The following is a 15218-nucleotide window of genomic DNA, read 5'->3' on the forward strand; positions in this document are numbered from 1 at the left end:
CTCCACCCCCAAGAACCCTGAAACGGGCGACGACAGGGAGAATACCCAATATGAGACCGACAAGAATCCTTCTGGCTACCACTTCGCTGACCTTGGCGGCTGGACTGGCCAGCGCCCAGGACATGACCAACGACATGACCCTCGTGTCCTGGGGCGGAGCCTACCAGGCCAGCCAGCAGAACGCCTATGTCGAACCCTATCTGGCCATGCACCCCGAGGTGACGGCGGTCTGGGACGAAAGCTCCAACGAAGCCGTGGCCAAGCTGCGCGCGATGAACGAAGCCGGGAACATCACCTGGGACCTGGTCGACGTCGTGGCATCGGATGCGATCCGTCTCTGCGACGAAGGCCTGGCGATGGAATACGATCCGGATGAATTGCTCGCCCCCGGCGATGACGGCACCCCGGCATCCGAAGACTTTGGCGATCTGATCGTGTCGGAATGCTTCATTCCGCAGATCGTGTATTCCACGACATTCGGCTACCGGACCGACCTTGTCGGCGATACGCCCCCGACCAAGATCTGCGACGTGTTCGACCTCGACGCCTATCCCGGCAAGCGGGCGCTGGAAAAGCGGCCGATCAACAACATGGAATGGGCGCTGCTCTGCGACGGCGTGGCCAAGGAAGAAGTCTATGACGTTCTGGCGACCCCGGAAGGACAGGAAAAGGCGCTGGCCAAGCTCGACACCATCAAGGACAGCGTGATCTGGTGGTCCGCCGGCGCCGATACGCCGCAGCTGCTGGCCGATGGCGAAGTCGTGATGGGCTCGACCTACAACGGGCGTCTGTTCAGCGTCATCGAGGAACAGAAGCAACCGGTGGCAATGCTCTGGGATGCACAGGTGTTCGATCTTGACGGTTGGATCATTCCCGCCGGCCTGCCGGAGGACCGCCTGGCGCGGGTCAAGGATTTCGTCCGCTTCGCAACCGACACCCAGCGCCTGGCGGATCAGGCGAAATTCATCTCCTACGGTCCGGGACGTGCATCTTCGGCACCGCTGGTCGGCCAGCATGCGGAACTCGGCATCGAAATGGCGCCGCATATGCCGACCGATCCCAACAACGCGCAGAACACGTTCCTCTACAATTACGAGTTCTGGGCGGACTATCGCGACGACATCGACGCGAAGTTCCAGGCATGGCTGGCGAAATAAGCCCGGCCTGAACCTGTCCGGAGGCGGGCCTCCCGCCTCCGGACCTGACACCGGAACCGCTGGAAAAGCGCAGGCCAGCCATCCGAAGGAACAGAACCATGAGCGATCAAACTACGTCTGGACCCGTTCTTGCGGCTGACGGCACGCCGTTGAAACGCAGCCTGTCCCGCGCCCTGCGGCGCCAGAAGATGCGGGCGCTTCTGCTGATCGCTCCGCTTCTGCTGTTCGTTCTCATCACTTTCATCGCTCCGATCGCGGACATGCTGTTCAGATCGGTCGAGAACCAGATCGTTCAGGAAACGCTTCCCAAGACGGTAGAGGCGCTGGCCGACTGGGACCCGAATTCGGGACAAGCGCCCGACGAACCCGTATTTGCCGCCCTCGCAGCCGATCTCAAGATCGCGGTCCAGGAAAAGACCCACACCCGCCTCGGATCACGCCTGAACTACGAACTGACAGGAGCCTCGTCCCTGTTCCGCAAGTCGGGCCGCGCCGTCAACAGGATGGATCTGGAAACGGATGCTCCGTTCAAGGAGAAGTTCGCCGATATCGACAAGAATTGGGTCGAGCCGGATATCTGGCGCACCATCCAGACCTATTCGCCGCGCTACACCAGCGGCTACTTTCTGAACGCAATCGACATGCAGAAGGGCCCGGACGGCGCCGAAGCGCGCCCGGAAAACCAGCAGATCTACATCATGCTGTTCAAGCGCACCCTGTTCATGTCCCTGGTGATCACCGGCTCCTGCATCCTGTTGGGATATCCAGTCGCCTGGATCCTGGCAAACCTGCCGATGCGCACCGCGAACCTGCTGATGATACTGGTTCTCCTTCCGTTCTGGACATCGCTGCTTGTGCGCACCTCGGCCTGGAAAGTGATGCTGCAACAACAAGGCGTCATCAACGATGTTCTGGTCTGGCTGGGCCTCGTGGCAGATGACGCGCGGCTCGTGATGATCAACAACCAGTTCGGCACGATCGTGGCCATGACCCATATCCTGCTGCCGTTCATGATCCTGCCGATGTATTCGGTGATGCAGACCATTCCACCCAGCTATCTGCGCGCGGCGAAATCGCTGGGCGCGACCAACTGGACCGCCTTCTGGCGGGTCTATTTCCCGCAATCCGTGCCGGGCATCGGCGCCGGGTCGATCCTCGTCTTCATCCTGTCGATCGGCTACTATATTACCCCCGAGATCGTCGGCGGCACGACCGGGACGTTCATTTCGAACCGGATCGCATATCACATTTCCAGTTCGCTGAACTGGGGTCTGGGCGCGGCGCTGGGAGCGATCCTGCTCGCGGTGGTTCTGCTGCTTTACTATGCCTACGACAAGATCGTCGGCATCGACAACGTCAAGCTGGGAGGTTAAGGACATGGTCGCGCTCACGCCCATTTCACGCACTCCGATGTCCTTCTACCTGCCCGTCGTCGCGGCGGCTGGCGCCTTTGCCGGGCTACTGGTCGGAACCGCGCAGGACAGTTCCGCCCTTGGCGTTTTGGCCGGGGCGGTGGTGATGGCCGGCGTCGCCTTCGTCGTCACGACGATGGTCGACAACGAGAAACTGTCCCGCTGGGGGCTGGTCATCGCCCTGCTCGCCGGCGGGTTTCTCATGGGCGGCCTGCCCGGCGCCGTCATCGGCGGACTCTTCGGCTGGTTCTTCGGCTGGTTCATCTTCTGGCTCTACGAGGGGCGATACCGGGCCAAGCTGGCGCCCTATCTGACCCCCGGCCAGGTGCTGTGGCATTTCGCCTTCCGCGTGATCTGCGGGGCGATCTTCATCTTCCTGATCACCCCGATCCTTGTCGTGATGCCGCTCAGCTTCAACGCCGAAAACTTCTTTACCTTCACGCCCGAAATGCTGCGGTTCGATCCCGCCGGTTATTCACTGAAACACTACCGGGATTTCTTCACGAATTCGGACTGGCAACAGGCCCTACGCAATTCGGTCCTGATCGCACCGGTTGCGACGCTGCTGTCGGTGGGCTTCGGCACATTGGCCGCGATCGGGCTGAGCCAGCCGCACGTGCCGTTCCGGCGCGCGATCATGGCGATCCTGATCTCTCCGATGATCGTGCCGCTGATCATTTCCGCCGCGGGCATGTATTTCTTCTATTCCCGGATCGGGTTGCAGGGCACCTATTTCGGCGTCGTTCTGGCGCATGCGGCCCTGGGCATTCCGTTCGTCATCATCACCGTCACGGCGACGCTGGTCGGGTTCGACCGTTCGCTGACCCGCGCGGCGGCGAACATGGGGGCCAACCCCGTTACCACCTTCTTCCGCGTGCAGATGCCCCTGATCCTGCCGGGCGTGATCTCCGGCGCGCTCTTCGCGTTCATCACCTCTTTTGACGAGGTGGTCGTCGTCCTGTTCGTCGGTTCCGCCGGCCAGAAAACGCTGCCCTGGCAGATGTTCACGGGCCTGCGCGAACAGATCAGCCCGACCATTCTGGCGGTTGCGACCATCTTGGTGGTGGTGTCCATCTGCCTGCTGACGGTCGTGGAACTGCTGCGTCGGCGGTCCGAACGTCTTCGGGGGATGAGTCCGGGCTGAGGCGTCCCCCGCCCGAGAATCGGGCGGGCGCTCCGGGTCAGCGCAGGCGGTTCAGAAGCCCGAGCGAAGCATAGCCGTCGGGAGTCAGCCCCGAAGCCACCTGGAACGCCCGAACAGCCGAAATCGTCAGCGGACCGATCCGGCCATCGACCCCCTGCGTATCAAACCCCCTGGCGGTCAGCCGTTCCTGCATCTCCTTGCGTTCCTTCAGTGTCAGCGCCCGGTCGTCCCGTGGCCATGCCGCCTGGATCGCCGGCCCGCCCTTGATCCGGTCGGACAGATGACCGACCCCGATCACATAGGCATCCGCCGCATTGTAGCGCTCGATGACACTGAAATTCCTGAAGATCAGAAAGGCCGCGCCCTTGCCGCCCGCGGGCAGCAGGACCGAGGCGGCGCCATGGTCCGCGACCGGCTGCCCGGCCATGGAAACGACCCCGAGCCGCGCCCAGTCCGACGGAAGTCTTTCGATCTTGCGGTCCGCGAGCCGGTAGTCAAATCCCTTCGGCAGCCGCACTTCGACTCCCCAGGGCTTTCCCGTCTCCCAGCCGAACCTGGCCAGGTAGGCGGCAGTCGATGCAAGCGCGTCGGTCGGATCGTCGGACCAGATGTCGCGTTTCCCGTCGCCGGTGAAATCGACCGCATAGTCGAGGTAGGAGGTCGGGATGAACTGCGTGTGGCCCATGGCCCCGGCCCAGCTTCCGGTCATTTTGCGCGGGGTGGTGTCGCCATTCTGAAGGATCTTCAGCGCCGCAATCAGTTGCTGCTCGAAAAACTGGCTGCGGCGGGCGTCAAAGGACAGGGTCGCCAGCGCCCGGATGATATCGGTCTTGCCGCGGTAGGTTCCGTACGCGCTTTCAAGTCCCCAGACCGCAACCACGACTTCCTTCTCGACACCATAGCGTTGCTCGATAGCGTCCAGCGTCCGCCCATGTTGCGCGAGCGACGCCTTTCCGTTCGCGATCCGCGTCTCCGACGCGGCGCTGTCCAGATAGTCCCAGATCGTCTTGGTGAATTCGGACTGGTTCCTGTCCCGCTTGATGATATCGGCGTCGTAGGTCACGCCATCGAAGGCCTGCTCCAGCACCGTCTCGCTGATCCCTTGCGACCGGGCGCGATCCTTGAATGCGCCGATCCAGTTCTGGAACCTCTGGTTGGAGTCTCCCGATTGCACGGCTGGCTCTCCCTGTCCCGTTGCCGAAGGCCGCAGGGCCGGCCGCAAGGATTTCTCGACACCGACCGATGCCAATTGAACCGCACCCGGTTCAGATGCCGCTCGGCTGGAAGGATGGGGGGGTTCACCCAGGGGATCGGCCTGTGCCCCGCCTGAAAGGGCCACCGTCAGAACGGCTACGCTTGTCCATGCACGCATTTTTCGTGTCCTGATTTTTCTGCTCTGCCCCCAGCCTAACCCCGAACCCGCTTTTGAAAAAGAGAACAATCCGGACAGGCGCGATCTTTCGCCGCGCGCCGGTTTCGCGGGCCATCGGGCAAAGCGTCGGATCGTCCGGCGCAGACCTGTCACCGCTGGCGGCGTTTGCGCGCGACCTTGCGCTTGACCTTGTCCGCTTTCTTCTTGCCGCGGACCGCCTTTCGACGCGGGCTGCGCCCCGCCGGACCCTGACCCTGACCCTTGGGCAGGTTCCGACCCTCGACCGACAACAGTTCGAGTTCCAGCCCCCCCGTGACCGGCGTCGCCTGAGCCAGCCGCACCGTCACCCGTTGCCCGATCCCGATGGTAAAGCCGGTGTCGGCGCCCATCAGAGTGCCGGCATCGCTGTCGAAATGGAAAAACTCCCGCCCGAGCGAGCGCACCGGGACCAGCCCGTCCGCCCCGGTTTCGTCAAGCTTGACGAAGGCGCCGAACCGGGCGATCCCGCTGATCCGGCCGGTGAATTCATTTCCGACCCGTTCGCTGAGATAGGCGGCGAGATACCGGTCGGTCGTATCGCGTTCGGCCATCATGGACCGCCGTTCGGTATCCGAAATATGGACCGCCGTGTCCTCCAGCCCGTCGATATCCTGCGGCGACAGGCCGTCCTTTCCCCAGCCATGCGCCGAAATCAGCGCGCGGTGCACGATCAGGTCGGCATAGCGCCGGATCGGCGAGGTGAAATGTGCATAGTGCTGCAAGGCAAGGCCGAAATGGCCAAAATTCTGCGGCGAATAATAGGCCTGCGTCATCGAACGCAGGGTCGACATGTTGATCAGTTCGTCATTGTCGCTGCCTTCAGCGGCACGCAGAAGCTGGTTCAGGTGGCGCGTCTGAAGCACCTGCCCCTTGGCCAGGTTGAACCCGGCGGCCTGGGCGATCTCTCGCAGGCTGTCCAGTTTCTCGGGCGCGGGTTCCTCGTGCACCCGGAACAACAGAGGCGACCGTTTGGCGATCAGCGTTTCGGCTGCCGACACATTGGCGAGGATCATGAACTCCTCGATGAGGCGATGCGCGTCCAGCCGTTCCCGAAAACTGACCGACGTGACCTCGCCGTCTTCGGACAGTTCGATCTTGCGCTCGGGCAGATCCAGATCGAGCGGCTGACGCGCCTCGCGGGCGCGGGCCAGTGCGGCATAGGCGGCATAGAGCGGACGCAACACCGGTTCGAGCAGCGGCCCGGTCTTGTCATTGGGCGCCCCGTCGACCGCCGCCTGCACTTCGGCATAGTTCAGCGACGCCACGGATCGCATGAGCCCCCGGACGAAACGATGCGCGATCTTCCTGCCGTCCTTGTCTAGCTGCATTCGAACGGCGACGCAGGCGCGGGGCACGTTTTCATGCAGGCTGCACAGATCCGCCGACAGCCGGTCCGGCAGCATCGGAACCACGCGATCCGGGAAATAGCTGGAATTGCCCCGGTTGCGCGCTTCCCGGTCCAGGGCACTGCCCGGATGCACATAGCCAGCCACATCGGCGATGGCGACCCAGACCACATGGCCGTCCGGGTTCTTCGGGTCATCGTCGGGCAGGGCAAGGCAGGCATCGTCGCGGTCGCGCGCATCGACGGGATCGATGGTGATCAGCGGCAGGTCTCGCAGGTCTTCGCGCCCTTTCAGGCCCAGCGGCTTGCAGGCATCGGCTTCGGCAATGACATCGTCGGGAAACTGATCCGGTATGCCATGCTGGTGGATCGCGATCAGGGACACCGCGCGCGGGGCGCTGGGATCACCCAACCGTGAGATGATACGGGCGCGCTGCAGACCCAACCGCGTCCTGGGACCGGCCTGTTCCGCCTCGACCAGTTCGCCGTCTTTCGCGCCGAAGCGGTTGGCGTCCGGAACCGTCCATTCGGCGCCCTGCGCCTTGTCGATCGGCACGATCCGCCCGCCTTCCGAGCCCTTGCGGAACACACCGAGGATCTTCCTGGGGTTGGTCCCGATGCGCCGGATCAGGCGCGCTTCGTAGTTGTGATCTTCCGCCTTGACCACGGTCAGCCGGGCCAGGATGCGGTCGCCTTCGCCAAGCGCCGGATCGCTGGCCCTGGGCACCACGAGGACGATGGGCTCAACGCCTTCGCCATGCCATTCCAACGGGCGGGCGAACAGATCTCCATCCTTGTCCGGCGCCTTGACCTGTAGAACGCTGACCGGCGGCAGGCGGTCGGGATCGCCGTAAGACCGCTTGCGGCGTTCCAGGTGGCCTTCGGATTCCAGTTCCTTCAGCACCCGTTTCAGATCAATCCGCGCCGCCCCCTTGATGCCGAAAGCCTTCGCGATATCGCGTTTGGAACTCAGGGTCGGATTGGCGGAAATCCAGTCGAGAATTTCGGCCTTCGTGGGAATATGAGTCATGGTTTCGCCCTAACATGGCGGTGCTGACGCGTCATGGTCAAAAGCGACAGGTCGCGTATGCGTTCAAGATCGGCGGCGGTATCGACATCCTGCAATTCATCCACCAGTGCAACGGACAGGTCGGGCACCGTCGCACGGCTGTCCGCAAGGGCATGTTCGCATGACCAGCGGACGTTGTGAAACAACCTTGCGGGCATATGCCGGGGATGTTTCAGGCCGACCAGCCAGAAACCGCCGTCCCTGGCCGGGCCGAATACCGCCTGATGCCGGCCGAGGGCGGCAAAGGCCCGCGCCAGTTCCGGTTTGCCGACACCCGGAATATCCGTCCCGATCAGGCAGACCGGGCCGACGCCCACCCCGCGGATCGCCCGCGCCATCCGCTGCCCGAGATCGCCGCGCCCCTGCGGAATGCGGGCGAAACAGGAGGGCCAGATCCGGCTGACCAAACCGTCCCGGTCCGGCGACACGGCCAGGACCACGCGCCATCGCGGATCGCGGATGCGCCGCAACAGGGCCAGCGACTGGTGACGGAACCACCATGCGGCCGCAACCGGTCCGATGCCACGGGCCAGGCGGGTCTTCACCCGCCCCGGACGCGGTTCCTTCAGCATGACGATGACGGTGCGCCGCATGAGCCGGCTCAGCGAAAATAGTCCCGCAGGATCCGCGTGTAGATGTCTTTCAACTGGTGGATCTGCGCGACTTCGACCCGTTCGTCGACCTGGTGCATGGTCTTGCCGACCAACCCGAATTCGACCACCGGGCAGTGATCCCGCACGAACCGCGCATCCGACGTTCCCCCCGTCGTGGACAGGACAGGGCGCAGCCCGGTCACGGCTTCGACCGAGCCGGAGACCAGATCGGACAGCGGCCCCGGCGGCGTCAGAAAGCTTTCGCCCGAAATCTGGACCTGCATGTCGATCTGGACGCCGAACTCTGCGGCGACGGACTCTGCCTGCGACCGCAGCCAATCCGTCAGGCTGGCGCCGCTGTGACTGTCGTTGAAGCGGATATTGACGGTGCCGCGGCTCTGGGCCGGGATGACATTGGTCGCGGGATTCCCGGTGTCCATGGTGACGACCGCCAGCGTCGAGGCGTCGAAATGTTCGGTGCCCGTGTCCAGCGTATGCGACGCCAACCGGTCCATCAGCCGCGCCATCGCGGGAAGCGGGTTCCTGGCACGATGCGGATAGGCGGAATGGCCCTGTTGCCCCGTGACCGTGAACCAGGCGGTCATCGACCCGCGCCGCCCGATCTTGATCATCTCGCCCATGCGGTCCGGGCAGGTCGGCTCTCCCACCAGGCACACCGACATCGCTTCGCCCCGCTTGCGCATGTAGTCCAGCAATGCCGTGGTTCCGTCCACGGCGTCGCCTTCCTCGTCCCCGGTGATGGTCAGGACGATGGCCCCGTCAGGCGGCGTGTCGCGCACGAAATCGATCGCCGCGGCGACAAAGGCCGCAACGCCGGATTTCATGTCCGTGGCGCCGCGCCCGTAAAGGAACCCGTCCTTTTCCTCGGCTCCGAACGGCGGCATCGTCCAGGCGGTTTCATCGCCCAGAGGCACCACATCGGTATGGCCGTTGAAGCCGAATGTGCGGGCGTGCCCCTTGTCGCCCCAGCGGGCGAAGAGGTTGCTGACCGCGCCGCGGTCCACGCGGACGCAATCAAATCCCGCGGCGCTCAATTCCCGTTCCAGAAGGCGGAGCGCGCCGCCCTCTTCCGGCGTAATCGAAGGACAACGGATCAACCGGGCGGTCAGAGCGGCGGCATCGGTAGGCGGCATTCTGGATTTCCTTGCGTTCCGGGATCGGCCTTCCGGTCCCTGTCAGCGGCAACTTGGGCCGATCAGGGGGAAAATCCAAGCCGATCCGATCAGAATTCGGCGTCCTCATCCCCAAAGAGCGGAGTCATCTGGGCGACGATCACGGCATTTTCATCCAGCGCCCGCTGCATCAGGGCGCGTTCCTCTGTATCGATCTCGTGCCCACCGGCCTCGCGTTCCTGCAAGGTTCCGTATCCGGTCACGTCCAGCGGGGCGGTGTCGGCCTGTTTCAGGATGGCGACGGTTTCGCGCACGGCTTCCGCCTCGTCCACGCCACTGGCAAAACAGATCAGCGCCGCGCCGGTGGCCTTTGCAGGTAAACCGTCACCGGCCTTGCGGCCGATCTGGACAACCAGGGTATAGACCTGCTGGCGGGCGCGTTTCTTGTCTGTCATGCAACGTCCTCTACGCCATCGATCCCGAAGTGCAAACACATTCCAGACGATCCACGGCCTTTCGGTGTCACCGGGAAACCTGGTCGGAGGCGTTTTCCGCTTCACCCCGGCAGGCAGTCCCTGAACCGCGCCCGTTCAGGGACCGATGCCGATCTCGTCGCGCGGCGCGCCCGATCAGTCGCGCAGCAATTCGTTGATGCCGGTCTTTGACCGTGTCTTGGCATCCACGCGCTTCACGATCACCGCGCAGTAGAGGCTGATATTGTTCTTGGTCGGCATCGAGCCGGCGACGACGACGGAATAGGGCGGCACTTCGCCATACATCACTTCGCCGGTTTCGCGGTCGACGATCTTGGTGGACTGGCCAATGAACACGCCCATTCCCAGCACCGAGCCTTCGCGCACGATGCAGCCTTCGACAACTTCCGACCGCGCCCCGATAAAGCAGTTGTCTTCGATGATGGTGGGACCGGCCTGCATCGGTTCGAGCACGCCGCCGATGCCGACACCGCCGGACAGGTGGACGTTCTTGCCGATCTGCGCGCAGCTTCCGACGGTCGCCCAGGTATCGACCATGGTGCCTTCATCGACATAGGCGCCAAGGTTGACGAAGGACGGCATCAGCACCACGCCGGGCGCGATGAAGGCCGATTTGCGCACCACGCAGTTGGGCACCGCGCGAAAACCGGCCTGTTTCCAGTCCTTTTTCTTCCAGCCGGCGAACTTGCTGTCCACCTTGTCCCACCAGCCGCCATCCTGCGGGCCGCCGGGCTGCTTTTCCATGTCCTTGATCCGGAAACCCAGCAGCACCGCCTTCTTGGCCCACTGGTTCACGTGCCAGCTGTTGTCCGCCTGCTTTTCCGCAACCCGCAGCTTGCCGCTGTCCAGCGCCTCCAGCGTCGCTTCGATGGCGTCGCGGGTTTCGCCCTTGGTCTTGGGCGTGATCTTGTCGCGCGCCTCCCAGGCGGCTTCGATGGCGGCTTCCAGCTGGGTATTCGACATGGGGGGCGTCCTTTGGATCAGGGTTCCGAGAATTGGCGGCAGCTATAGAGCGGAACATCCGGTTCGGCAATCCGTACCGTGATCGCAGGCATGCGACTCGAAACGGGACTGAATCGGACGGCGCACCGCCGGACTCTCAATCTTCGGGAAACGGATCGGGCGCGATATTGCCGCCGCAGACGAGAACCGCGACCTTTTCGTCCGGTTCGGGACGGTAGGCGCCCGACAACAGCGCCGCCAGGGCTGTCGCTCCTGCCGGTTCCACCAGCTGGCGCAGTTCGCGCCACAATGACTTCTGCGCCGCAGAGATCGCTTCGTCGGTGACCAGCACCGAACGGAGCCCCTGGGCCTGTGCCAGATCGAAACAGATCCGGCCGATCCGGCGCGCGCCCAGCGCATTCGCGGCGACGCCGGACACGTCCACGTCCACCGGTTCACCTGCCTTCAGCGCGGCATGTAGGGCGCAGGACGTTTCCGGTTCCACCGCCACCACTTTGCGCGCGCCGTCCAGCCAGGCCAGCGCCCCGGCAATGAGCCCGCCGCCGCCCACGGCAATCAGCACCGTGTCGGCCTTCAGCCCCTGGCTTTCCCATTCGCGCAGGCACGTCCCCTGCCCGGCGACCGTGGGCACCGCATCATAGGCGTGGATCTGCATCGCCCCGGTGCCGGCTTCGTAATCCTGCGCCATCTGCATCGCATTGGCATATTCGCCGGGCACGACGGTCAACTCCGCCCCGATACCGCGGATCAGGGCGATCTTCGACGGGCCGGCGATTTCCGGAACGAAGATATGTGCCTTGTGACCCAGCTTCCGCGCGGCGAATGCCACCGCCGCGCCATGGTTGCCGCCGCTGGCGGCCACGAGACCCGCCGGGGGCACCGGTTGACCAAGCAGGGTGTTGAAGGCGCCGCGCGCCTTGAAGCTGCCGGTGTGCTGCATCTGTTCCAGCTTGATCTCGATCGGGAAGCCCAGACCGAACCCTGTGACATTCAGCACCGGCGTTTCGAACACCTGGCCGGATATGCGGTCCGCTGCGGCATCTATCGCGGATTTCCAATCCATCCCTGTGCTCCCGTTGCTGGTCTTGTCGGCGCGAACCCTATAGGTCTGAAGCAGACACGCAAGCAGGGGAACACCCAGCGATGAAAGAAGACCGCCAGAGTCCGTTTCGGGACGCCCATTCGGATCGGGACACCGCCCGCCATGTGCCGGACACGCCGCAGTCGCGATCGCCCGCCTACCGGCTGGCCTTCGCGGACAACGATTTCCTGTGCCGCGACGAACTGCGGCCGGTTCGCCTCCAACTCGAACTGCTGAAACCGGAACTGTTTCTCAACGAACGCGGGATCGAAAGCACGGTCGTTCTGTTCGGCGGCGCGCGCATTCCGGACCCCGCAAACAAGGAATCCGCCAGGACGAGGACCCTGGCCGAGCTGTCGCGCTACTATGACGTAGCGCGGGAGTTCGCGCGGCTGATGACGATCAAGTCCATTGAAACCGGATGCCGCGAACATGTCATCGTGACCGGCGGCGGTCCCGGCGTGATGGAGGCGGGCAGCCGGGGCGCGCACGAGGCGGGCGGGATATCAATCGGCCTCAACATCGTGCTGCCGCATGAACAGGCGCCCAATCACTATGTAACGCCGGAACTGAGCTTCAATTTCCACTATTTCGCCATTCGCAAGATGCATTTCCTGATGCGGGCGCAGGCGATCTGCATTTTTCCCGGCGGGTTCGGGACGCTCGACGAACTGTTTGAATCTCTGACGCTGATCCAGACCGGACGGATGGAACGGGTGCCGTTCCTGCTTTTCGGGCGCGCCTTTTGGGAAAAGATCATCAACTGGGACGCCCTGGCCGATGCCGGAACGATCTCCGAGAGCGATCTGGACCTGTTCCGTTTTGTCGATTCCGCGGAAGAGGCCGTCAGGCTGATCGACAACTGGAAACCCGCGCCGCCGCGCGACATCATTCCCGATCGCTGACCGCCCGATCGTGGCGAAGCTACGCCGGGTGGCATCCCGCGAAGGGAGTGCTTCTTTCCAGGTCGATCAGCCGTTCCAGGTCGCTCCTGTCGATCTCTCCGATCGCCAGGGTGCGGCCGACCAGAACGGCCGGGGTTCCGACGATTCCCAGAACCGCGGCGATGGCCTTGGTTTCGGCCAACTGCCGCTCCACGGACTCGCCTTGCGCGTCGCGCAAGAGCCGCGCCGCATCCATGCCGAACCGCGCGGCGAGCGCCGCGACCGGTTCCGGACCAGGACGCAGAACCGTGCGCATCAGGTACGCGTGCACCGGCAGGTATTGGCCCTGCCGCGCCGCCGCAACTGCGACGCGCGCCGCCGCCTCCGAGCGTTGACCGAGAACCGGGAGATCGTGCCAGACGGGCCGGATCGGCAGCCCTGCATCCGCAAGCGAGATCACCATGTCGCTGAGCCTGGGACAAAACGGACAGTTGTAGTCAGTGAACACGGCGACGGGCAGTTTGTCTTCGGTCCAGCCTTCCGGGCCAAAGGCCGCGATACAGGGGTTCCGCGCCGCCCAGTCGCGCAAGTCCTGCTGTTGCGGCGCCGCGGGAACCAGACCGGCGAAGACGTCCGACGTCCGCGAAAAGCCGCCGCCGTCGATCCGGCGAAACCCCTCAAGGCCCGGTATCGGCTGAAAGGAGAACCCCGGATCCCGGAGCGCGGCCAGCCGCGGCAACGCGATCACCGCCGCGACGGCACAGGTTGCTATGATCAGGTCCCGCCGTCGCATTGCCCGAGAATTTCCTTGTTCTTTGGACCCGCGGCCCCGGTTGACATACGAGATCTCCGGCTTCGCCACCATCCAGCAAACGCCACATTTCCGCCACTGTCGTGGCAAGCGTCGATCTGTTGCACGAGATGCGCCGCCACGAGTTCAACGAAATTCCTTACAGGTTTCAATGGCCGCCATGAAAATAGCTAAAATGTAGTTCAGACTCGCTGCGTCACATCCGCCCGCGCGGACAGGTCTGCCGGCTGAGAAATCGCCGCCGAGCGGCCAAAACCTGACCATATTGAGACGTCAGTGTGCCTCCGATCGAAAGATAAGGAGCACACAACGTGGCCAACGCCGTCCAAGACTACACCAGCCTTCTTGCCTATCTCGGACAGGACGCGCTGCGGTGGAACGCGACGACCAGCGTCGGAACCCAGGTCGTCGTCACCTACAGTTTCACCGCGACGGCGAACCTGCCGTCCTATAAGCAATACAACACCTCGACCTACTGGTCCTATTCCGACGAACAACGCGCGCTGTTCAGACAGGCTCTGGACAAGTTCGAAGCCGTCGGCGGCATCAGGTTCATCGAAGTCAGCGGAACCGCGATGATCAACGTCTTCGGGTCAACGGGCGCGACAGCAGGCGGATGGGCCAACTATTCCTATGTGGACGGATACAACGGCCGGGTGGGCCAGGGCATCCTGGTCAACAACTACGAGGCAATGGATCAGAGCGAATACGGCTTTCAGGTCAATCTGCACGAGCTGGGTCACGCGATGGGATTGAAGCATCCCCACGAAGGTGAGACCACCCTGGAACGCAGCCACGACACCCAGAGCAACAGTGTGATGACCTACAATATCCGCTCGCCCTATACCTCGGACCTCGGGGATTTCGACGTGGAGGCCCTGCAGCATCTTTATGGCACCGTGGACGGTTTCGACGGCTGGACCGTCCGTCTCAATGCCAACGACAAGGTCGTGATCAGGGCGACCGAAGCTGTCGATACGCTCCTTGCCCCCGACGCCGACACGCGCCTGTTCGGATTTGGTGGCGACGACACGATGTTCGGCATGCAGGGCGACGACATGCTGAACGGCGGCTCCGGAAATGACACGATCAAGGCCGGGCGCGGCAACGACAGGCTGCTCGGCGGCGCCGGCGACGACGAGCTGTCTGGCATGGAGGGCGCGGATACTCTCAGGGGAGACGAAGGAGCCGACATACTGATCGGCGGCGATGGCGACGATTCGCTCTGGGGCGGCGACGATGACGACATCCTGATGGGCGACCGGGACGCGACGGATCAATCCTATGGCGGCTTCACGAGCCACGACCGGTTGTTCGGCCAGGGCGGCGACGACATGCTGTATGGCGGTTCCGGAAACGATCTTCTGGCCGGCGGACCCGGCCACGATCTCTTGCGCGGCGGCGACGGCAACGACACCCTGTTCGGACGGTCCGGGTCGGACCGCCTGCATGGCGGCAAGGGGGCGGACACCCTGAACGGCGGTGGCGGAGCCGATGTCTTCGTCTTTGACGACAGCGACGCCTATGAGATTGATTCGATCACAGATTTCACTTCCGACGTGGACAAGATCGACCTGACCGCCTTTGGCTACATGACCATGGACACGATCGACATTCAGGCGACCGGTCCGGACACGTTCATATCCTACAGCGACTGGCTCGACATCCGGCTGGCGGATTTCACCGGCACCTTGACCGAAACGGATTTCCTGTTCGCCTGA

At 63.7% G+C, this 15218-nt stretch carries 13 protein-coding genes; 5 read left to right on the plus strand and 8 right to left on the minus strand.

The annotated features are described in order from the left end of the window. Positions 1 to 50 precede the first annotated feature (50 nt). The 3 genes from QO034_RS00755 to QO034_RS00765 all read left to right on the plus strand — a co-directional run bounded on the left by QO034_RS00755 (position 51) and on the right by QO034_RS00765 (position 3713). The gene (locus QO034_RS00755; protein ID WP_284483581.1) at positions 51 to 1157 is read left to right on the plus strand and encodes an extracellular solute-binding protein; all 1107 of its coding nucleotides are present in this window, start codon (positions 51 to 53) and stop codon (positions 1155 to 1157) included. A gap of 98 nt (positions 1158 to 1255) precedes the next feature. Next, positions 1256 to 2530, plus strand: coding sequence for an ABC transporter permease (locus QO034_RS00760; RefSeq protein WP_284483582.1), 1275 nt, complete (start codon positions 1256 to 1258; stop codon positions 2528 to 2530). Positions 2531 to 2534: 4 nt separating this feature from the next. Beyond that, positions 2535 to 3713, plus strand: a complete 1179-nt coding sequence (locus QO034_RS00765; RefSeq protein ID WP_284483583.1) for an ABC transporter permease — start codon at positions 2535 to 2537, stop codon at positions 3711 to 3713. A gap of 37 nt (positions 3714 to 3750) precedes the next feature. Here the strand turns inward: QO034_RS00765 and QO034_RS00770 are convergent, their stop codons facing one another. The 7 genes from QO034_RS00770 to QO034_RS00800 form a co-directional block, all read right to left on the minus strand. Continuing rightward, a complete protein-coding gene (locus QO034_RS00770) occupies positions 3751 to 5085 on the minus strand; it encodes a lytic murein transglycosylase (RefSeq protein WP_284483584.1) in 1335 nt (444 codons plus the stop codon). A 149-nt stretch (positions 5086 to 5234) separates the two neighbouring features. Continuing rightward, positions 5235 to 7499, minus strand: a complete 2265-nt coding sequence (rnr, locus tag QO034_RS00775; RefSeq protein ID WP_284483585.1) for a ribonuclease R — start codon at positions 7497 to 7499, stop codon at positions 5235 to 5237. Next, complete coding sequence (locus tag QO034_RS00780; protein WP_284483586.1) at positions 7496 to 8131, minus strand: TIGR04282 family arsenosugar biosynthesis glycosyltransferase; 636 nt, start codon at positions 8129 to 8131, stop codon at positions 7496 to 7498. Before QO034_RS00780 ends, rnr begins: the two co-directional genes overlap by 4 nt. Before the next feature lie 8 nt (positions 8132 to 8139). Further along, positions 8140 to 9285 (minus strand): succinyl-diaminopimelate desuccinylase, encoded by a 1146-nt coding sequence (dapE, locus tag QO034_RS00785; protein WP_284483587.1) that lies wholly within the window; start codon positions 9283 to 9285, stop codon positions 8140 to 8142. Positions 9286 to 9374: 89 nt separating this feature from the next. Then, positions 9375 to 9719, minus strand: coding sequence for a hypothetical protein (locus tag QO034_RS00790; protein WP_284483588.1), 345 nt, complete (start codon positions 9717 to 9719; stop codon positions 9375 to 9377). A gap of 174 nt (positions 9720 to 9893) precedes the next feature. Next, positions 9894 to 10721: a 2,3,4,5-tetrahydropyridine-2,6-dicarboxylate N-succinyltransferase gene (gene dapD, locus QO034_RS00795; protein ID WP_284483589.1), complete on the minus strand. Its 828-nt coding sequence runs from the start codon at positions 10719 to 10721 to the stop codon at positions 9894 to 9896. A 136-nt stretch (positions 10722 to 10857) separates the two neighbouring features. Next, entirely contained in the window at positions 10858 to 11784 is a 927-nt protein-coding gene (locus tag QO034_RS00800) for a threonine/serine dehydratase (protein WP_284483590.1), read from the minus strand. A gap of 80 nt (positions 11785 to 11864) precedes the next feature. Between QO034_RS00800 and QO034_RS00805 the strand changes: the two genes are divergently transcribed. Beyond that, the gene (locus QO034_RS00805) at positions 11865 to 12707 is read left to right on the plus strand and encodes an LOG family protein (protein WP_284483591.1); all 843 of its coding nucleotides are present in this window, start codon (positions 11865 to 11867) and stop codon (positions 12705 to 12707) included. Positions 12708 to 12726: 19 nt separating this feature from the next. Here the strand turns inward: QO034_RS00805 and QO034_RS00810 are convergent, their stop codons facing one another. Next, positions 12727 to 13479 (minus strand): DsbA family protein, encoded by a 753-nt coding sequence (locus QO034_RS00810; protein WP_284483592.1) that lies wholly within the window; start codon positions 13477 to 13479, stop codon positions 12727 to 12729. Positions 13480 to 13808: 329 nt separating this feature from the next. Here QO034_RS00810 and QO034_RS00815 point away from each other — a divergent pair, with 329 nt between their 5' ends. Beyond that, complete coding sequence (locus tag QO034_RS00815) at positions 13809 to 15218, plus strand: M10 family metallopeptidase C-terminal domain-containing protein (RefSeq protein WP_284483593.1); 1410 nt, start codon at positions 13809 to 13811, stop codon at positions 15216 to 15218.

Source organism: Sedimentitalea xiamensis (assembly GCF_030164465.1).
GTDB classification, from domain to species: domain Bacteria; phylum Pseudomonadota; class Alphaproteobacteria; order Rhodobacterales; family Rhodobacteraceae; genus Sedimentitalea; species Sedimentitalea xiamensis.